At 69.7% G+C, this 18,415-nt stretch carries 13 protein-coding genes; 11 read left to right on the forward strand and 2 right to left on the reverse strand.

Translation table 11 applies throughout. The features are described 5' to 3' along the window. Positions 1 to 85: 85 nt before the first annotated feature. Positions 86 to 754, reverse strand: a complete 669-nt coding sequence (locus PGB34_RS05110; RefSeq protein ID WP_271427012.1) for a DedA family protein — start codon at positions 752 to 754, stop codon at positions 86 to 88. Positions 755 to 803: 49 nt separating this feature from the next. On the opposite strand from PGB34_RS05110, the gene mutL reads away from it, so the two are divergent. Together mutL and PGB34_RS05120 are read left to right on the forward strand one after the other, a co-directional pair. Continuing rightward, on the forward strand, positions 804 to 2,762 hold the full coding sequence (gene mutL, locus PGB34_RS05115; protein ID WP_408647831.1) for a DNA mismatch repair endonuclease MutL: 1,959 nt from the start codon (positions 804 to 806) through the stop codon (positions 2,760 to 2,762). A 212-nt stretch (positions 2,763 to 2,974) separates the two neighbouring features. Beyond that, a complete protein-coding gene (locus PGB34_RS05120; RefSeq protein WP_271427013.1) occupies positions 2,975 to 3,928 on the forward strand; it encodes an alpha/beta hydrolase in 954 nt (317 codons plus the stop codon). Between the two features lie 22 nt (positions 3,929 to 3,950). Here the strand turns inward: PGB34_RS05120 and PGB34_RS05125 are convergent, their stop codons facing one another. Next, on the reverse strand, positions 3,951 to 5,108 hold the full coding sequence (locus tag PGB34_RS05125) for a hypothetical protein (protein WP_271427014.1): 1,158 nt from the start codon (positions 5,106 to 5,108) through the stop codon (positions 3,951 to 3,953). 233 nt (positions 5,109 to 5,341) lie between these two features. Between PGB34_RS05125 and PGB34_RS05130 the strand changes: the two genes are divergently transcribed. The 9 genes from PGB34_RS05130 (at position 5,342) to PGB34_RS05170 (ending at position 18,383) form a co-directional block, all read left to right on the forward strand. Next, positions 5,342 to 6,562 carry a Bcr/CflA family efflux MFS transporter gene (locus tag PGB34_RS05130; RefSeq protein ID WP_271427662.1) on the forward strand — a complete coding sequence of 407 codons (1,221 nt, stop codon included), beginning with the start codon at positions 5,342 to 5,344 and terminating at the stop codon, positions 6,560 to 6,562. After that, positions 6,559 to 7,551: a tRNA (adenosine(37)-N6)-dimethylallyltransferase MiaA gene (gene miaA, locus PGB34_RS05135; protein WP_271427015.1), complete on the forward strand. Its 993-nt coding sequence runs from the start codon at positions 6,559 to 6,561 to the stop codon at positions 7,549 to 7,551. The genes PGB34_RS05130 and miaA overlap by 4 nt, the downstream gene beginning before the upstream one ends. Further along, positions 7,548 to 8,240, forward strand: coding sequence for an ABC transporter ATP-binding protein (locus PGB34_RS05140; RefSeq protein ID WP_271427016.1), 693 nt, complete (start codon positions 7,548 to 7,550; stop codon positions 8,238 to 8,240). Before miaA ends, PGB34_RS05140 begins: the two co-directional genes overlap by 4 nt. A gap of 74 nt (positions 8,241 to 8,314) precedes the next feature. Continuing rightward, positions 8,315 to 9,115 (forward strand): alpha/beta fold hydrolase, encoded by an 801-nt coding sequence (locus tag PGB34_RS05145; protein ID WP_271427017.1) that lies wholly within the window; start codon positions 8,315 to 8,317, stop codon positions 9,113 to 9,115. 152 nt (positions 9,116 to 9,267) lie between these two features. Continuing rightward, positions 9,268 to 10,641, forward strand: a complete 1,374-nt coding sequence (locus PGB34_RS05150) for a phospholipase D-like domain-containing protein (protein ID WP_271427018.1) — start codon at positions 9,268 to 9,270, stop codon at positions 10,639 to 10,641. A 125-nt stretch (positions 10,642 to 10,766) separates the two neighbouring features. Then, entirely contained in the window at positions 10,767 to 14,303 is a 3,537-nt protein-coding gene (gene mfd, locus PGB34_RS05155; protein ID WP_271427019.1) for a transcription-repair coupling factor, read from the forward strand. Positions 14,304 to 14,610: 307 nt separating this feature from the next. Next, on the forward strand, positions 14,611 to 15,804 hold the full coding sequence (locus tag PGB34_RS05160; protein WP_271427020.1) for an ROK family protein: 1,194 nt from the start codon (positions 14,611 to 14,613) through the stop codon (positions 15,802 to 15,804). Further along, a complete protein-coding gene (locus PGB34_RS05165) occupies positions 15,797 to 17,341 on the forward strand; it encodes a sugar ABC transporter ATP-binding protein (RefSeq protein ID WP_271427021.1) in 1,545 nt (514 codons plus the stop codon). The genes PGB34_RS05160 and PGB34_RS05165 overlap by 8 nt, the downstream gene beginning before the upstream one ends. Before the next feature lie 34 nt (positions 17,342 to 17,375). Then, a complete protein-coding gene (locus tag PGB34_RS05170) occupies positions 17,376 to 18,383 on the forward strand; it encodes an ABC transporter permease subunit (protein ID WP_408647832.1) in 1,008 nt (335 codons plus the stop codon). Positions 18,384 to 18,415: the final 32 nt, after the last annotated feature.

Genomic DNA, 18,415 nt, shown 5'->3' on the forward strand with positions numbered 1-18,415 from the left:
AGCAGCAGCGGATCCCGCATAAGGAAGAAGCGCGCCCTAGTGCGCGCTTCTTTTTTTTGGGGCGCGGGCGCCAGGCCGGCGTGCCTCAGGACGTCGGGGGCGTGCCAGGCGCCGCAGCGCTCGCGCGCGAGCCGCGCCAGGCGCCAAAGATGGCGATCAGGCCCGGCACGATGATCAGCGCCCAGATGATCTTGTCCAGGTGCGCCTTGACGAAAGGCAGGTTGCCGAAGAAGTAACCGGCCGCGCCGATGCCCAGCACCCACAGCACCGCCCCGCCGACGTTGTAGGCCGTGAACTTGCCGCGGCTCATCGCGGCCACCCCGGCGACGAAGGGCGCGAAGGTGCGGATGAAGGGCATGAAGCGGGCCAGCACGACGGTGATGCCGCCATAGCGCTCGTAGAAGGCATGCGCCTGGTCGAAGGCCTTGCGGTTGAAAAAGCGCGTGTTCTCCCACTGGAACACCTTGGGCCCGAAGTAGCGTCCGATGCTGTAGTTGCACTGGTCGCCCAGGATGGCGGCCACGATGAGCAGGGGAATCGCGATGCCGAAGTTCATCATCCCGGCGCCGCACAGCGCGCCCACGATGAACAGCAGCGAATCGCCAGGCAGAAAGGGCATGACGACCACGCCGGTTTCCACGAACACGATGACGAAGAGCAGCGCGTAGACCCAGGGGCCGTAGGCAATGACGAAGTTCTCGAGATGGGTGTCGACGTTCAGGATGAAGTCGATGAGGAAGCTGACGATTTCCATGGCGGCGCATTATCGGCAGTGGCTCATGTCAGCTTTCTAGAATGCCCTGGTGAGTGCCACGCCTACCCCCTTCACCCCTGCCGTTACCCCCGCCGATGCGGCCTGCGCCACAGCCGGGCGCCGCCCCATCCAGGAACTGCCCGACGAGCTGATCAGCCAGATCGCGGCAGGCGAGGTGGTGGAGCGCCCCGCCTCGGTGGTGCGCGAGCTGGTGGACAACGCGCTGGACGCGGGCGCCACGCAGATCACCCTGCGCCTGCTGGCCGGCGGCGTGCGCCTGATCGGCGTGGAAGACGATGGCGTGGGCATCCCGCCCGAAGAACTGCCGCTGGCGCTGCGCCGGCACGCCACCAGCAAGATCCGCAGCCTGCAGGAGCTGGAATCGGTGGGCACCATGGGCTTTCGCGGCGAGGCGCTGGCGGCCATCAACTCGATTGCCGAAGTGAGCGTGCTGTCTCGCCGCGCGGGCGCCGACGGCGCCTGGCTGCTGGATGGCGCCACCGGAGAGCTCAAGCCCGTGGCCCGCGCCCAGGGCACCAGCGTGGAAGTGCGCGAGCTGTTCTTCGCCACGCCGGCGCGGCGCAAATTCCTCAAGACCGATGCCACCGAGCTGGCCCACTGCATCGAGGCCGTGCGCCGCCATGCGCTGGCGCGGCCCGACGTGGGCTTTGCCATCTGGCACGAAGGCAAGCTGATCGAGCAGTGGCGCGCCGCCGCCACGCCGGCCCAGCGCATCGCCGACGTGTTCGGCGACGAGTTCGTCGCGCAGAGCGTTGCCGTGGAGCACCAGGAAGGCGCCGTGCGCGTGAGCGGCCATGCCGGCGTGCCCGACGCAGCCCGCTCACGCGCCGACCAGCAGTTCTTCTACGTCAACGGCCGCTACGTGCGCGACAAGGTGCTGGCCCATGCGGTGCGCAGCGCCTATGAGGACGTGCTGCACGGCCAGCGCCAGCCCGTCTTCGTGCTGCATCTGGCCATCGACCCGGCCCGGGTGGACGTGAACGTGCATCCAACCAAGATCGAGGTGCGCTTTCGCGACGGTCGCGAAATCCACCAGGCCGTGCGCCACGCGATCGAGAACGCGCTGGCCGCGCCGCGGGCCGCGGCGGCAGCGCAAGCTGGCGAGGCCGCCGACGGCGGCCCCTTGACCGCTCAGCCCGCGTCACTGCTGCGCACCGACCTGCCCCCCACCCTGGCGGCCTGGGCGCAGCCGCGCATCCCCTTCGGGCCCGAACGGCGTGCCTACGGCACGGGCGACATGGCCGCCCTGTGGCCGCAGGCCGCACCGGCCGAACCTGCCGCCGCGCAGGCCCCACAGAATTTCGCAGCGGAGCGCATGCCCGATCAGGCGGCGCCCTGGCAGGGCGCACCGGCGCTGCCAGGCGCGGCATCCAGACCGCAACCCGTTGCAGCGGCCGATGAAGACTGGCCCCTGGGCCGCGCGCTGGCGCAGTTGCAGGGCATCTACATCCTGGCCGAGAACCGGCAGGGCCTGGTGATCGTGGACATGCATGCCGCGCACGAGCGCATCGTCTACGAGCGGCTCAAGGCGCAACTGGAAGGCGCGAGCCTGCAGAGCCAGCCGCTGCTGATCCCCGCCACCTTCGCGGCCACGCCCGAAGAGGTGGCCACGGCGGAAGCCTGCGCCGAGGTGCTGCCCACGCTGGGGCTGGAGATCTCGCCCTTCTCGCCGCGCACGCTGGCGGTGCGCGCCGTGCCCGCGCCGCTGGCCGACGGCGACCCGGTGGAGCTGGCCCGCAGTGTGCTGGCCGAACTGGCCCAGCACCCGGCCAGCACCGTCGTGCAGCGCGCCCAGCACGAGCTGCTGGCCACCATGGCCTGCCATGGCGCCGTGCGCGCCAACCGGCGCCTGACGCTGGACGAGATGAACGGCCTGTTGCGGCAGATGGAGGCCACCGAGCGCTCCGACCAGTGCAACCACGGGCGCCCCACCTGGCGGCAGCTTTCGGTGCGGGAGCTGGACACGCTGTTCCTGCGCGGGCGCTGACAGCAGGCGCCCTTGCGGGGGGCCATGCGTCGCCTTTTCGGCGCGTGAACAAGTTCTTACGGGTTTTCCATGGCAACTGGGGCGCGGGCACGCCCGTTGCATAGCCCGTACGACGCCAAAGAGCGTTGCAGGGAGTTACGTTTGCAGGCGCGAGGGCGCTTGCAAATGCAAGTGTGTGAACTTTTGGCCCGCAACTCTTCTCTCTCTGCCCCATGAAGCGATGGACTTTTCTCGCCGCGGTGACCACCGCCTGCGCCCTGCTGGCGGGCGGTTGTTCCTCCCTTGATGAGCATCAGCGCCAGTGGATCTTCCAGCCCAGCGACCGCAGCTGGGGCAACAGTGCCGCCATGACCGAAGGCATGGAGGACATCTGGATCGACTTCACCTCGCCCTCCACCCGGCAGAGCACGCGCCTGCATGGCCTGTGGTATGGCGACGCGCCCAATTCGCCCGACCAGCCGGTCATGCTGTACCTGCACGGCGCGCGCTTCAACGTGGCCGGATCGGCGCCACGCATCCGCCGCATGCACGAGCTGGGCTTTTCGGTGCTGGCCATCGACTACCGCGGCTTCGGCAAGAGCACGCAGGCGCTGCCTTCGGAGCTGTCGGCCCGCGAGGACGCCCGCGCGGCCTGGGAATGGCTGGCCAAAAAATACCCCAAGCAGCCGCGTTACATCTTCGGCCACTCGCTGGGCGGCGCCATCGGCATCGACCTGGCCTCGCAGGTCAAGGACGAGGCCGGCACCATCGTCGAAGGCACCTTCACCTCCATCACCGACGTGGTCAGCAGCTTCAAGTGGGGCTGGCTGCCCTTCAGCGCCCTGGTCACGCAGCGCTTCGAGTCGCTCGACAAGGTCAAGTCCATCCAATCGCCGCTCCTGGTGGTGCATGGTTCCAACGACACGCTGATCAACCCCACCCTGGGCAAGAAGCTGTACGACGCGGCCACCAGCCCCAAGCTGTTCGTGCTGGTCGAAGGCGGCTCGCACCACAGCACCAACTCCATCGGCGAGCTGCAGTACCGCACGGCGCTGAGCCAGCTCTTCGACATGAAGGGCCGCGCTGCAGTGGTGCCCACGCCCGGCCCCGCCGAGCCGCCGCAGGCCGCTCGGACGCCCCTGCTGCCGGCCCATCAGGGCGCAGCGGCCAGCGCCAGCGCAGGTTGAGCCGCCCAGCCTTCCAGCGGCCTCAGGTGATGACGCTGGACTGCATGGCCGCGAAATAGGTCATCCAGCCAATCTGGGCATGGGTGCCCTTCGCGGCAAAGGACTTCACCTTTTTCCAGCGGTGCGGCGCCAGGGTGGTCCAGCCAGGAGGCGGGCTGCGCAGTTCCCTTTGCCCATACGCCTTCGAGACGGCCCCTTCGCACAGAGTCGGTGCAGCGGGATAGCGGTGGTTGAAGCTCGCGTCCAGCTCGATCACTTCGCGGATCAGCCCCGACGGGCCCACGGCGCTGATGAAGCGGCGCAGGTACTCGATGCCGGAGCTGAAGCTGGTCACGCCGATCTGCTGCAGATCCGGCGCGTTCATCGTCCAGTTGGATTCACGCTGCAGCGCCGCCATGACGGCATTGAGCATCTCCACCCCCTGCTCCGTGAACATGTTGGCCGCGCCATCCGACATCGCGGCCATGGTCATGAAAGGCGTCAGCAGCACCATCGGCCGCACGCCCGCGAGCTGCCCGCCGATCATCGGCAGGTAGCGCTCGATCGAGCCGGCCCAGCCGCCGCCGAAGCTCGCGTAATCCGGATCTGCGGCATGCACGACCCCGCCGTTGGTCGGCGTCGGGTGGAAGTAGAGCTGCACGCCCGTGTAGTCGAGGGTCCCCACGGGCACGGCCGCCCCGATCCAGAAGCTGCGCCCGTTCTTCCGGACCTTGCAGCGATACAGGCTCACCGGCAGCGCGAGCGGAACTTCACGCAGCACCGGCTCGGACAGGTTGGCCACCACGGGGTTGGTGATCACCACGCCATACTGGCCATTGACCGACTCCAGGCTCACTTCGATGGCGCGCGCGGTGGGGTCGGTTCCGCCGGGGCCGATCAATGGCGCCGCGCCGGTGCTCAACAAGTTGAGCTGAGCCAGTGTCGAGCCGCCGGGGTCCACCACGCCGTCGCGCTTCTTGATGCCTTTGCCGAGCCAGCGCGTCTGGAAGTCCCAGATCGCCAGGCCGAGTTCCTTCGGGCACTGGCCCCGCGGGCCGGAGGACAGCCCCGGTCTGCCGCCGCTTTCCATGGGTATGCCGGCCAGCAGCCGGACGATTGCCTCCTGGTCGCCCGACAGGTTGGCGACCTGGCTGAGCTTCATGCGCAAGCCAACCGGCTTTTCAAGAACTTCTGCGGCCATGATGTCCCTGTAGCTTCTAGATGTGTATGCCCCCAATCTAGACAGCGATGAGCGCGCTGCCCATATGGCAGGGGCGGTACGGCTTTGGCGCTAGCAGCTCCGCGGCCCGAGTGCTGCGCCTGCGGCGGGCGCGCCCATTTGCTACCCTTGGCCGGATGCCCGCGCCGCCGCCCTTGTCTTCCGCCGCCTCTGTTTCCGAAGCACCTTCCCCGCATGCCGGCGCCGTGCATTCGATGAGCCCGGCCCTGGTGGTGCTGGTACTGGCCCTGCTGCTGGGCATCCAGCCCGTCACCACCGACCTGTACCTGCCCACCCTGCCGGCACTCACGCAGGCGCTGGGCGCGCGGGTGTCGCAGGCACAGCTCACGCTCACGGCGCTGCTGCTGGCCTTTGGCTTTGCGCAACTGGTCTTCGGCGCTCTGGCCGACCGCTTTGGCCGCCGGCCCGTGCTGCTGGCGGGGCTGGGCGCCTATGTGCTGGCCGCGCTGGGCACGGCGCTGGCGCCTTCCATTGAAGTGCTGATCGCGGCGCGCACCGTTCAGGGCGCCGCGATGGGCGCGGCCGTGATGGTGGCGCGCGCCATGGTGCGCGACCTGTACGAGCCGGCCGAAGGCGCACGCGTGATGTCGCGCGCGCTCACCGGCCTGGGCATCATCGCCTGCCTGTGCGCGCCGCTGGGCGGGCTGGTGTCGGACCTCTGGGGCTGGCGCGCGGCGCTGCTGAGCACGGCGGTCTTCGGTGGCCTGGCCTTCGCGCTGATCGCGCTGCGCTTTCGCGAAAGCCTGGCCCGTCCCGACCCGCGGGCGCTCGAGCCGGGCCGGCTGGTTGCGGCCTGGGGCGGCATGCTGCGCCACCCGGTCTTCACCAGCTTCACGGCGCTCACGGCCGCGGCCTATGCGCTGCTGTTCACCTTCCTGGCCTCGTCTTCCTTCGTCTTCATCAACGTGCTGGGGCTGAGCAAGCCGGCCTACGGGCTGGTGATGTTGTGGAACTCGCTGTCGTACATCGCGGGCACGCTGCTGTGCCGGCGCTGGCTGCCGCGCCACGGCGTGCCTGGCACGGTCTGCCGCGCCTCGCTGCTGTCGCTGGTGGGTGGGGTGTGCATGGGCGCGCTGGCACTCGCGGGCGTGCAGGCCGTGTGGGCCATCGTGCTGCCGCTCACGCTTGTGATGGTGGCGCACGGTGTGCACCAGCCCTGCGGCCAGACCGGCGCCATCGGCCCCTTCCCGCAGGCCGCGGGCGCGGCCTCGGCGCTCAACGGCTTCGTGCAGATGGTGGTGGCCTTCGGCGTGGGCGCCTGGCTCGGTGTTGCGCTGGAAGAGCACAGCACGCGCCCGCTGGCGCTGGGCATCGCCTTCTGGGGCGTGATGCTGGCGCTGCTGGCCTGGACGCTGGTGCGCCGCCACGGTGGCGCACAGCCTGTCGCCAACAAGGCGGCCAGGAGCACCGCATGACGGCCTCGCCCCCGGCCTGCATCGCGCTGGCCGGCCCCACGGCCAGCGGCAAGACGGCTGCCGCGCTGGCCGCCGCGGCCTCGCTGGCGCGCGTGCAGCCCGTGGAGATCATCAGTGTCGATTCCGCGCTGGTCTTTCGCGGCATGGACATCGGCAGCGCCAAGCCCAGCGCGGCCGAGCGCGCGGCCGTGCCGCACCACCTGATCGACACGCTCGATGCGCGCGAGAGCTACAGCGCCGCCGCCTTCGTGGCCGACGCGGTGCGGCTGGTGGCGCAGATCCGCGCGCGCGGCGCCCTGCCGCTGCTGGTGGGCGGCACCATGCTGTATTTCAAGGCGCTGATGCAGGGGCTGGACGCCATGCCCGCGGCAGATGCCGAGGTGCGCGCGCGCATCGACGCCGACGCCGCCCGGCTGGGCTGGCCCGCCCTGCATGCGCGCCTGGCCGAAGTGGACCCGCCCACCGCCGCGCGCCTGGCGCCGCACGACAGCCAGCGCATCCAGCGCGCGCTGGAGGTGTGGATGAGCAGTGGCCAGCCGCTGTCGCACTTCCACCAGCGCGCGCAGGCGCCGCAGCCGGCGCTGGCGCTGCACCTGATCTCGCTGGAGCCGCAGGACCGCGCCTGGCTTCACGCGCGCATCGCGCAGCGTTTCGACGCCATGCAGGGCGCCGGCTTCCTCGATGAAGTGCGCGCCCTGCGTGCGCGCGGCGACCTGCACCTGGGCCTGCCTTCCATGCGCTGCGTGGGCTACCGCCAGGCCTGGGAGATGTTCGACGCACTGCAGGCCGCGGGCCGCACACAGCCCGATGCCGCCGCGCTGGCCGAGCTGCGCGAGCGCGGCATCGCCGCCACGCGCCAGTTGGCCAAGCGCCAGATCACCTGGCTGCGCAGCATGCCGGCACGCCAGGTCATCGACGCCGACGCCAGCGACGCGTTGGTGCAGGCCGTGGCGGCCGTGCACGCGGCGCTGAAGGCGCAGCAGCCATGAGCGCCGCCCGGCCGCCCGAAGGTACCCCGGTGAGCAGCGCGCCCAGCCTGCAGATCGACTCGCTGGCCAAGCACTATGCGCAGGCGCCGGTGTTCAGGAACGTGAGCTTCGAGGTCGCGCCCGGCGAGTTCGTCGCCATCGTGGGCGAATCGGGCGTGGGCAAGTCCACGCTGCTCAACTGCATCGCCGGCCTGGACGACTGGGACGCGGGCCGCGTGATGGCAGGCGGCACCGACATCGGCGCGCTCGGCGCCGAGGCCCGCGCGCACTGGCGGCGGCGCCACGTGGGCTTCGTGTTCCAGGCTTTTCATGTGCTGCCGCACCTGGACGTGGCGCAGAACGTGGGGCTGCCGCTGTTGCTGCTGCGCCAGCACGACGACGCGCGCGTGCAGCAGATGCTGGCGGTGGTGGGCCTGGCCGGCCTGGGCGCGCGGCTGCCGCAGCAGCTCAGCGGCGGCCAGCTGCAGCGCGTGGCGATCGCGCGCGCGCTGGTGCACCGCCCCGGCCTGCTGCTGGCCGACGAACCCACCGGCAACCTGGACCCGGCCACGGCCGAGAAGGTGATGGACGTGCTGATCGCGCAGACGCGCGAGCAGAAGGCCGCGCTGGTGCTGGTGACGCACTCGGCCAGCGCGGCGGCGCGCGCCGACCGCGTGCTGCAGCTGCGCGCGGACGGGATCGCGGCCTGAGCCTCGGTCCTGCGGGCGACGCAGCCGCGTGAGCGGCCCCCTTAAAGTGCAGCCTTCACTGCACCAGTCGCACCATGAGCGCCACCCCCACCACCGACCACTGGATCGACCTGCCTGAAGGGCGGCTCTTTGCCCGCCAGTGGCACGGGCCCGATGCACAGGCCGCACCGCTTTTGCTGATGCACGAATCGCTGGGTTCGGTGGAACTGTGGCGCGGCTTTCCGGCCGCGCTGGCCGAGGCCACGGGCCGCCGCGTGCTGGCCTACGACCGGCTGGGCTTCGGCCAGTCCGATGCGCGCAGCGGGCTGCCCGCGCTGGACTTCGTCGCGCAGGAGGCGCGCGAGGTGCTGCCTGCGTTGCGGGCGCAGCTGCAGATCGAACGCTTCGTGGCGCTGGGCCACAGCGTGGGCGGCGGCATGGCCATCGAGACCGCCGCACAGATGCCCGAAGCCTGCGAGGCCGTGGTGGCCATCGCAGCCCAGATCTTTCCCGAGACGCACACGCTGGACGGCATCCGCGCCGCCGCGCCGCAGGTGCGTTCGCTCGAGCAGGTGGCCAAGCTGGCCCGCTATCACGGCAGCAAGGCGGCCTGGGTGATCGACGCCTGGATCGACCGCTGGCTGGACCCGGCCTTCGCGTCGTGGAGCCTGCAGGAGCAGTTGCGCCTTGTGCGCTGCCCCATGCTCGCGATCTACGGCTCGGAGGATCCTTATTGCAGCCCCACGCATGGCCGGATGATCGAGACCGGCACCGCGGGGCGCGCCCTCGTGCGCACGCTGCAGGGGCTGGGCCACCTGCCGCATCGCGAGGCGCCGGAGCAGGTGACGGCGCTGATTGCGGATTTCTTGCGCGGAGCCTTGCTGAGGGAAGCTTGAAGGGGCGTGTGCCGTGCTGGCGTTGCGCCCACGCCCCACAACCCGCGATCCAAACACACCAAGCAAGCCCCGTTGCGCATTCGCCGCAAAGCCCGCCACGCAGGAGCGCGCCTGACAGGTCGCGCGTCGCACTTGTGCGAAGCTCGGCGCCGATGTTCCATTCCTTCGCGCCCTGGCTGCCGTCGGTTTCGCAGCACTTCCTGGCCGTCACGCTGGGGCTGCTGGTCTACGTGCTGACCACGCGCGGGCGACGCGAGCGGCGCGCGCCCACCAGTGCCATGGCCTGGGTCATGTCGCTGCTGCTCATCCCCTACGTCGCGCTGCCGGCCTACCTGGTTTTCGGTCAGCGCAAGCTGCGGCCCGCCGCCCAGCCCCGGCTGCCGCGCCATGCCCCGGCCGGCCACTGGGCCGCCGACATGCTGGAAAGCTTCGGGCTGGCGCCGCCCAGCCGCTGCGCCATCCGCATGCATGGTGATGGCGCGGCGGCACGAGAAGCTCTGCTCGCCGTCATCGATGACGCGCAGCATCGGCTGGACGTATGTACCTTCCTCATCGGCGAGGACGCCTTGGGCCGCGAAGTGCTGGCGCGGCTGGCCCGGCGCGCAGCCGAAGGCGTGCAGGTGCGCGTGCTGCTCGACGGCTTCGGCGCGCTGCTGATCAACCGGCGGCATCTGGACACGCTGCGCCGGGCCGGCGCACGGGTGCGGGTCTTTCGCCCGATCTTCAGTCTGCGCCGCGAAGGGCCGCGCAACCTGCGCAACCACCGCAAGTTCACCATCGCCGACGACCAGTGGCTGTGGAGCGGCGGTCGCAACCTCGCGGGCGAGTATTTCGAAGGCAACGAGGCGCATCCGCGCCCCTGGCTGGACCTGTCCTTCGACATCCGCGGCGACGTGGCGGCCGCGGCGGCGCGCCAGTTCGAGCACGACTGGTCGCTGGTCAGCGGCGAAACCGCGCGCGACGTGGCGGCGCTCGCGCCCTCACGCAGCGGCCAGTTGGCCCAGTTGCTGCCCAGCGGGCCCGACCAGCGCGAGGACACCGCGCAGTCGCTGCTCATCGGCGCATGCTTCCGGGCCGAACGGCGCATCCTGGCCGTCACCCCCTACTTCGTGCCCGGCGACAGCCTGCAGGATGCGCTGCGCCTGGCGGCCCGGCGCGGCGTGCAGGTGGACATCGCCATCCCCGACCAGTCCAACCACATGCTGGCCGACTTCGTGCGCAGCCGGTCCATGCGCCCGCTGGCGCGTGCGGGCGTGCGCTTCCACATGCTGCCCTTCATGGCGCATGCCAAGGCCGTGATCGTGGACGACGACCTGGCGATGACCGGCTCCATCAACCTGGACCAGCGCAGCCTGCTGCTCAATCACGAGGCCGCCGTGGTGTTCTACGAAGCGCAGCAGATCGACTGGCTGGCGCAGTGGGTGCAGGGCGTGGCCAGCGCCGGCGAGGCCTATCGCACGCGCGAACCCGGCCTGGCGCGCGACCTGGCCGAAGGGCTGCTGCTGACGCTGGCCTTCCAGCTCTGAGCGCCGCCTTCCAGCCCGTGCGCCCACAAGACCACTTGCCGGGCCGGCCGGCGGCAACGCTCCTAAAATCCGTCTACACACCCCTCGCCCACCGGCGCGGGGTGTTCTGCATTGCTGCGCCCCGCATGGAACTCCCTCATCTGCACACCGGCAAGCGCTTCACGCTGCCCCGCCCCCCTGCCTCCAGCGACGCGCTGCTGCTGGCCCGCCTGGCTCAGCGCGAGCGCGGGGCCGGCCGCGTCACGGCGGTCTTCGCGGCCGACGCCACGGACACCCAGCGCCTGGTGGACGAGCTGGCCTTCTTCGCGCCCGAGCTGCGCACCGCCGTGTTCCCCGATTGGGAAACGCTGCCCTACGACAGCTTCTCGCCGCACCAGGATCTGATCAGCGAACGGCTGGCCACCTTGTGGCGCATCCACAGCCAGCAGAACGCGCGCGATGCCAAGGAGGGCGTGGACCTGGTGCTGGTGCCCGCCACCACGGCGCTGTACCGGCTGGCGCCGCCCGCCTTCATGGCCGGCTACACCTTCCAGTTCAAGACCGGCCAGAAGCTGGACGAAGCCAGGCTCAAGGCCCAGCTCACGCTGGCCGGCTACAGCCATGTCACGCAGGTGGTGAGCCCCGGCGAATACGCGGTGCGCGGCGGACTGATCGACCTGTTCCCCATGGGCTCGCCGCAGCCCTTCCGGGTGGACCTGTTCGACGACGAGATCGACTCCATCCGCACCTTCGACCCCGACTCGCAGCGCAGCCTGTATCCGGTGCCCGAAGTGCGGCTGCTGCCGGGCCGCGAGTTCCCGATGGACGACGAGGCCCGCGCACGCTTTCGCAGCCGCTGGCGCGAGCTGCTCGAGGGCGACCCGACCAAGAGCCGCATCTATAAGGACATGGGCAACGGCGTGGCCACCGCCGGCATCGAGTACTACCTGCCGCTGTTTTTCGACGAGACGGCCACGGTCTTCGATTATTTGGGCCCGGCCGCCACCGTGGTGCTGCACGGCGACATGGAAGCCGCCTTCCAGCATTTCTGGCAGGACACGCGCGAGCGCTACCGCCTGGTGCAGGGCGACCCCGAACGCCCCGCGCTGCCGCCCGAGGCGCTGTTCCTCTCGGCCGAGCAGTTCTACGGCCATACCAAGGCCCATGCACAGCTGGCCATCCGCCCCGCCACCGGCACGGCCGAAGGCGAAAGCGCGCCCTTTGCCGAGTTCGGCACCCTGCCCCCGCTGGCCGTGGTGCGCGGCGCCGAAGACCCACTCACGCGGCTGAAGGAGCACATCCGCAACACCCAGCACCGCGTGCTGGTGCTGGCCGAAAGCGCGGGCCGGCGCGAAAGCCTGCTGGACTTCCTGCGCGCCAGCGGCGTGAACCCGCCGGCCTTCGATTCGCTGGCGGAGTTCGAGGCCACGGCTGACGAAAAGATCGGCATCGCCACGGCCGCGATGGCGGCGGGCTTCGTGTGGCTCGAAGCGGGCATCGACCTGGTGACCGAGACCGAGCTGTTCGCCGCCGCGCCCACCACGCGCCGGCGCGGCAAGCGGCAGGAGGCCAGCAGCGACGTCGACGCGCTGATCAAGGACCTGTCGGAGCTCAACGTGGGCGACCCGGTGGTGCACAGCGCGCACGGCATCGGTCGCTACCGCGGGCTGATGAACATGGACCTGGGCTCGAAGAACGCCGACGGCACGCCCGCGCTGCAGGAGATGCTGCACCTGGAGTACGCCGACAAGGCCACCTTGTACGTGCCCGTGTCGCAGCTTCACCTGATCAGCCGCTACACCGGCGTGAGCGCGGACGAGGCCCCGCTGCACAAGCTGGGCAGCGGCCAGTGGGACAAGGCCAAACGCAAGGCCGCCGAACAGGTGCGCGATGCCGCGGCCGAGCTGCTGAACATCTACGCCCGCCGCGCCGCGCGCGAGGGCCATGCCTTCCGCTATTCGCCGCAGGACTACGAGCAGTTCGCCAACGACTTCGGCTTCGAGGAAACGGCCGACCAGAAGGCCGCGATCCACGCCGTCATCCAGGACATGATCTCGCCGCGCCCCATGGACCGCCTGGTCTGCGGCGACGTGGGCTTCGGCAAGACCGAAGTGGCGCTGCGCGCGGCCTTCGTGGCCGTGACGGGCGGCAAGCAGGTGGCCTTCCTCGCGCCCACCACCTTGCTGGCCGAGCAGCACTACCAGACGCTGGTGGACCGCTTTTCCAAGTGGCCCGTGAAGGTGGCCGAGATGAGCCGCTTTCGCTCCGGCAAGGAGATCACGGCCGCGCTCAAGGGCGTGGCCGACGGCAGCGTGGACATCGTGGTCGGCACGCACAAGCTGCTTTCTGAAAAGACCCAGTTCAAGAACCTGGGCCTGCTGATCATCGACGAGGAGCATCGCTTCGGCGTGCGCCACAAGGAGCAGATGAAGCAGCTGCGCGCCGAGGTCGACGTGCTCACGCTCACGGCCACGCCGATCCCGCGCACCCTGGGCATGGCGCTGGAAGGCCTGCGCGACCTGAGCGTGATCGCCACCGCGCCGCAGCGGCGCCTGGCCATCAAGACCTTCGTGCGCAACGAGGGCACGGGCGTGATCCGCGAAGCGGTGCTGCGTGAATTGAAGCGCGGCGGGCAGGTCTACTTCCTGCACAACGAGGTCGAAACCATCGAGAACCGGCGCCAGAAGCTCGAAGAAATCCTGCCCGAGGCGCGCATTGCCGTGGCCCATGGCCAGATGCCCGAGCGCGAACTCGAGCGCGTGATGCGCGACTTCGTGGCGCAGCGCTTCAATCTGCTGCTGTGCTCGACCATCATCGAGACCGGCATCGACGTGCCCAGCGCCAACACCATCGTGATGAGCCGCGCCGACAAGTTCGGCCTGGCGCAGCTGCACCAGTTGCGCGGCCGCGTGGGCCGCTCGCACCACCAGGCCTATGCCTACCTCATGGTGCCCGACACCGAGGGCCTGACCAAGCAGGCCGCGCAGCGGCTGGACGCCATCCAGCAGATGGAAGAGCTGGGCAGCGGCTTCTACCTGGCCATGCACGACCTGGAGATCCGCGGTGCCGGCGAGGTGCTGGGCGAGAACCAGAGCGGCAACATGATGGAGATCGGCTTCCAGCTCTACAACGAGATGCTCAGCGAAGCCGTGCGCTGCCTCAAGGAGGGCAAGGAGCCCGACCTGCTGGCGCCGCTGCATGCGGCCACCGAGATCAACCTGCACGCCCCCGCCCTGCTGCCCGACGACTACTGCGGCGACGTGCACCTGCGCCTGTCCTTCTACAAGAAGCTGGCCACGGCCAGGACCAGCGACCAGATCGACACCCTGCTCGAGGAAATCGTCGACCGCTTCGGCAAGCTGCCGCCGCAGGCGCAGACGCTGATCGACGTGCACCGCCTGCGCGTGCTGGCGCGGCCCTACGGCGTGGTGAAGGTGGATGCGGCGCCGGGCGTGATCAACATCGCCTTCAAGCCCAATCCGCCCATCGACCCGATGGCGATCATCCAGCTGATCCAGAAGAACCGGCACATCAAGCTGGCCGGCAACGACAAGCTGCGCATCGAGCGCGAGCTCAAGGAGCCCAAGGACCGCGCGCAGATGGTGCGGGACGTGCTGCGCTCGCTGGGCCGGCCCAGCACCGAGCCCGCGGCGGCCGCCGCCCAGGCCAGCCCCCAGGCCTGACGCGCCTGCCCATCGCGGCGCGCCGCCCGACCGCGCCCGCGCCTTCCACCGACTGACCCCGCACACACGCCACCCGCACCGCGGGCGGCGGCGCTTGCGCGCGCCCCTGTTTCCCTGCGCCCTGAACCCCGGGCCGGGTTTATCCCCATCCTCAAGCCTTCACTGCCGCCTAAACTTTCTTCCAGTTGAATTAATTAATAAGGTCCCTCGATGCCGCACGGCAGCGGGGCCCACGGAGACAGCGGTGACACACAAGGGCCCCGGACGGGGAACGAATTCGGCGAACCTGCGCCTCTACCACGAGCGGATGCTGCTGCAGCGCCTGCGTCGTGCGGGCGAAGCCTCGAAGGCCGATCTGGCCCGCTGGGCCGGGCTGACAAATTCCGCCGTGGGCAGCATCGTGCATTCGCTGGAAGCGTCGCAGCTCATCGAGGCCGCCGGTCGGCGCCAGGAAGGCCAGCGCGGACAGCCGGCCGGGCTCTACCGGATCAACCCGGGCGGCGCCTACGGCATCGGGGTCCGGCTGGACCGCACCCGCATCGAGACGGTGTTGATCGACCTCGGGGGCCGCATCCTGGCGCGCGAGGCGCACGACCTGCTGCTGCCTCATCCGGACGAAGCGCTCCAGCGGGTGCGCCGGAGCATCGCGCGCCTGCTCGAAGTGCTGAACGAATCCCAGCGCCGGCGGCTGACGGGCGTCGGCCTGGCGCAGCCCTACAACCTGGGCAGTTGGCTGCGCGAACTCGACCTGCAGGCCGATTTCCGGCTCTGGGACGAGGTGGACTTCGGCGCCCTGCTCTCGCAGGCGCTGGGGCAGCCGGTCTTCAAGGAAAACGACGGCAATGCCGCGGCCATCGCCGAGCTGTGCTTCGGCGCTGGCCACGCTGAAGACGACTTTCTCTATGTCTTCCTGGGCGCGGCCCTGGGCGCCGGAGCGGTCATGGGGGGGGAAAGCCTGCTGGGCAGTACGGGCAATGCAGCCGATCTCGGGCTCATGCCGGTGCTGCCCAGCAGGTTGGCCTCGGCGCCGCCTTCCGCTGGCCCCTGGGACATCCTGCTGTCCCGCGCCTCGCTCAACGCGCTGCGCCGCCACCTGCGCCACCACGGCGTGCCCGTGCACAACCAAGCCGAACTGGCCGCCTGCGTGACATCGGGCCGCCCCGAAGTGAAGGAATGGCTGGACGACTGCGTGGAGGCCCTGGTGCCTTCGCTGCGCGCCTCGCTCGCCGTGCTGGACCTGCCGGCCGTGGTGATCGATTGCGACATCGACGACGGTCTCGTGGCCGAGCTCATCCGGCGCACCGACGAAGGGCTGCGCCGCATCGCCCCCGAGGCGCGCCAGACCCCGCGGCTGCTGCACGGCAGCTTCGGCCACAACGCAGGCTCCATCGGCGCGGCCAGCCTGCCGATGTTCTTCAGTTTCTCGCCACGCGCCGACGTGCTGCGCGGGCAGCACCCTTCCCGCTTTTCCCACCACGCAAAGGAGAGTTCACATGAATGAAGGTTCACCCCCGCTCCTTGAACTGCGCAACATCTCCAAGACCTTCCCGGGCGTGAAGGCCTTGCAGAACGTGCGGTTGAGGGCCGACAAGGGTCTCGTGCATGCCCTCATGGGCGAGAACGGCGCCGGCAAATCGACGCTCATGAAGATTCTTTCGGGCGCCTACACACCCGACGCCGGCGCCGAGATCCTCATCGACGGCAAGCCGGTGGCCATTGACGGCCCGCTGTCCGCCAAGGCGCTGGGCGTGTCGGTGATCTACCAGGAACTGAGCCTGGCGCCCAACCTGACGGTGGCGGAAAACATCTACATGGGCCGCCCGCTGGTGCGCGCCGGGCAGGTGGACCGCGCCGCCATGGCCAAGGCCTGCGTTGCCACGCTGGAGCGCCTGGGAGCGGACTTCAAGCCGTCCACGATCGTGGAGACGCTTTCCATCGCGCAGCGCCAGCTCGTTGAGATTGCGCGCGCCATGCACTTCGACTGCCGCATCCTGGTGATGGACGAGCCCACCACGCCGCTGTCCACGCACGAAACCGACAAGCTGTTCGCGCTGGTCAAGCGGCTGCGCAGCGAAGGCCTGGCCATCCTGTACATCAGCCACCGCATGGACGAGATCGACGAGCTGGCCGACGAGGTGACGGTGCTGCGCGACGGTACCTACGTGGGCACGCTCAACCGGGCCGAGCTGTCGCGCGACAAGCTGGTGAAGATGATGGTGGGGCGCGACCTCTCGGGCTTCTACCGCAAGGAGCACCACGGCCAGCACACCGGCGCGCAGGCGCTGGCGGTGCGCAACTTTGCCGACGGCGCGCGCGTGCGCGGCTGCAGCCTGGACCTGTACGCCGGCGAGGTGCTTGGCGTTGCGGGCCTGGTGGGCGCGGGGCGCACCGAGCTGGCGCGGCTCATCTTCGGCGCCGACGCGCGCAGCAGCGGCGAGCTCAGCGATGGCGCCGGCACGCCCATCAAGGTCAACCAGCCGATCGATGCGGTACGCCACGGCATTCTGTACCTGACGGAAGACCGCAAGCACCAGGGCCTGTTCCTGGACATGAGCGTGCGCGACAACATCAACGTGATGGTCAGCCCGCGCGACGCCCGGCCCGGCGGCGTGATGGACGGCCGGCGCGCGGCCCAGCGCGCGCTCGACTCGATCAAGCAGCTGACCATCCGCGTGGCTTCGCCCAAGGTGAACGTGGGTTCGCTGTCGGGCGGCAACCAGCAGAAGGTGCTGCTGGCGCGCCTGCTGGAGCTGGGCCCCAAGGTGCTGATCCTGGACGAACCCACGCGCGGCGTGGACATCGGCGCCAAGAGCGAGATCTACCGCCTCATCGACGAGCTGGCGCGCAACGGCATGGCGGTGCTGGTCATCTCCAGCGAGCTGGCCGAGGTGGTTGGCGTGTGTGACCGGGTGGTGGTCATGCGCGAAGGAAAGCTGGTCGGTGAACTGGGCGGCAGCACCGGCGAACCCATCACCCAGGAAAACATAGGCGCGCTGGCCACGGGCGCGCATTCAGCCCCACCCCCCGTGCTGCACTGACAGCTGTCACACATTCACCCTCAGGAAGGCAACCATGAACGACAAGACTTCTCTCGCAGCCGTCGCCTCGCAAGGCGCAGCGCCCCGCCCTGCCGGCGGCAATGCAAAACAGTTGATCAGCGCGCTGGGCATGCTGCCGGTGCTGGTGCTGCTGTGCGTGGGCTTTGCCCTGACCACCGAAAGCTTCGCGAGCGTGCAGAACCTGACCATCATCACGCAGCAGGCGTCCATCAACATCGTGCTGGCCGCCGGCATGACTTTCGTGATCCTGACCGGCGGCATCGACCTGGCGGTGGGCTCGGTGTTGGCGGTGTCGGCAGTGGCCGCGCTGCTGGTGTCCACCATTCCGGGCCTGGGCATGCTGGGCATGTTCGCCGGGCTGGCATGCGGGCTGGTGTTCGGGCTGATCAACGGCTTTCTCATCGCCGTGCTCAAGCTCTCGCCCTTCATCGTGACGCTGGGCTCGCTCACGGCGGTGCGCGGCATTGCGCGCCTGCTGGCCGACGACAAGACGGTGTTCAACCCGCAACTGCCCTTTGCCTTCGTGGGCAATGGCGAAGTGCTGGGCGTGCCATGGCTGGTCATCATTGCCTTTGCGGTGGTTGCCATCTCGTGGTTCATCCTGCGCCGCACGGTGCTGGGCCTGAACATCTATTCGGTGGGCGGCAACCCCGAGGCTGCGCGCCTGGCCGGCATCAAGGTGCCGCTGATCCTGCTGTTCGTGTATGCCACCTCGGGCCTGCTGGCGGGGCTGGGCGGCGTCATGGCCTCGGCCCGGCTGTATGCGGCCAACGGCCTGCAACTGGGCATGTCCTACGAGCTGGACGCCATTGCCGCGGTGGTGCTGGGCGGCACCAGCCTGGTGGGCGGTACCGGCTCCATCCTGGGCACGCTGGTGGGCGCGCTGATCATTGCAGTGCTGACCAACGGCCTGATCCTGATGGGCGTGTCCGACATCTGGCAATACATCATCAAGGGCCTGGTGATCATCGGCGCCGTCATCCTGGACGGGTACCGCCGCAAGGGCTCGGCCCGCACCTGAACTCGCTCAGGCCATCAATTTCCTCAACCACG

This window comes from Xenophilus arseniciresistens (assembly GCF_028023875.1).
Taxonomy (GTDB): Bacteria; Pseudomonadota; Gammaproteobacteria; order Burkholderiales; family Burkholderiaceae_C; genus Xenophilus; species Xenophilus arseniciresistens.

What these genes read in the sequence shown, in the direction of transcription:
- PGB34_RS05110 (WP_271427012.1), bottom strand. Translation starts at nt 754, where the DNA reads ATGGAAATCGTCAGCTTCCTCATCGACTTCATCCTGAACGTCGACACC.
- PGB34_RS05120 (WP_271427013.1), top strand. Translation starts at nt 2,975, where the DNA reads ATGAAGCGATGGACTTTTCTCGCCGCGGTGACCACCGCCTGCGCCCTG.
- PGB34_RS05125 (WP_271427014.1), bottom strand. Translation starts at nt 5,108, where the DNA reads ATGGCCGCAGAAGTTCTTGAAAAGCCGGTTGGCTTGCGCATGAAGCTC.
- PGB34_RS05130 (WP_271427662.1), top strand. Translation starts at nt 5,342, where the DNA reads ATGAGCCCGGCCCTGGTGGTGCTGGTACTGGCCCTGCTGCTGGGCATC.
- miaA (WP_271427015.1), top strand. Translation starts at nt 6,559, where the DNA reads ATGACGGCCTCGCCCCCGGCCTGCATCGCGCTGGCCGGCCCCACGGCC.
- PGB34_RS05140 (WP_271427016.1), top strand. Translation starts at nt 7,548, where the DNA reads ATGAGCGCCGCCCGGCCGCCCGAAGGTACCCCGGTGAGCAGCGCGCCC.
- PGB34_RS05145 (WP_271427017.1), top strand. Translation starts at nt 8,315, where the DNA reads ATGAGCGCCACCCCCACCACCGACCACTGGATCGACCTGCCTGAAGGG.
- PGB34_RS05150 (WP_271427018.1), top strand. Translation starts at nt 9,268, where the DNA reads ATGTTCCATTCCTTCGCGCCCTGGCTGCCGTCGGTTTCGCAGCACTTC.
- mfd (WP_271427019.1), top strand. Translation starts at nt 10,767, where the DNA reads ATGGAACTCCCTCATCTGCACACCGGCAAGCGCTTCACGCTGCCCCGC.
- PGB34_RS05160 (WP_271427020.1), top strand. Translation starts at nt 14,611, where the DNA reads ATGCTGCTGCAGCGCCTGCGTCGTGCGGGCGAAGCCTCGAAGGCCGAT.
- PGB34_RS05165 (WP_271427021.1), top strand. Translation starts at nt 15,797, where the DNA reads ATGAATGAAGGTTCACCCCCGCTCCTTGAACTGCGCAACATCTCCAAG.
- PGB34_RS05170 (WP_408647832.1), top strand. Translation starts at nt 17,376, where the DNA reads ATGAACGACAAGACTTCTCTCGCAGCCGTCGCCTCGCAAGGCGCAGCG.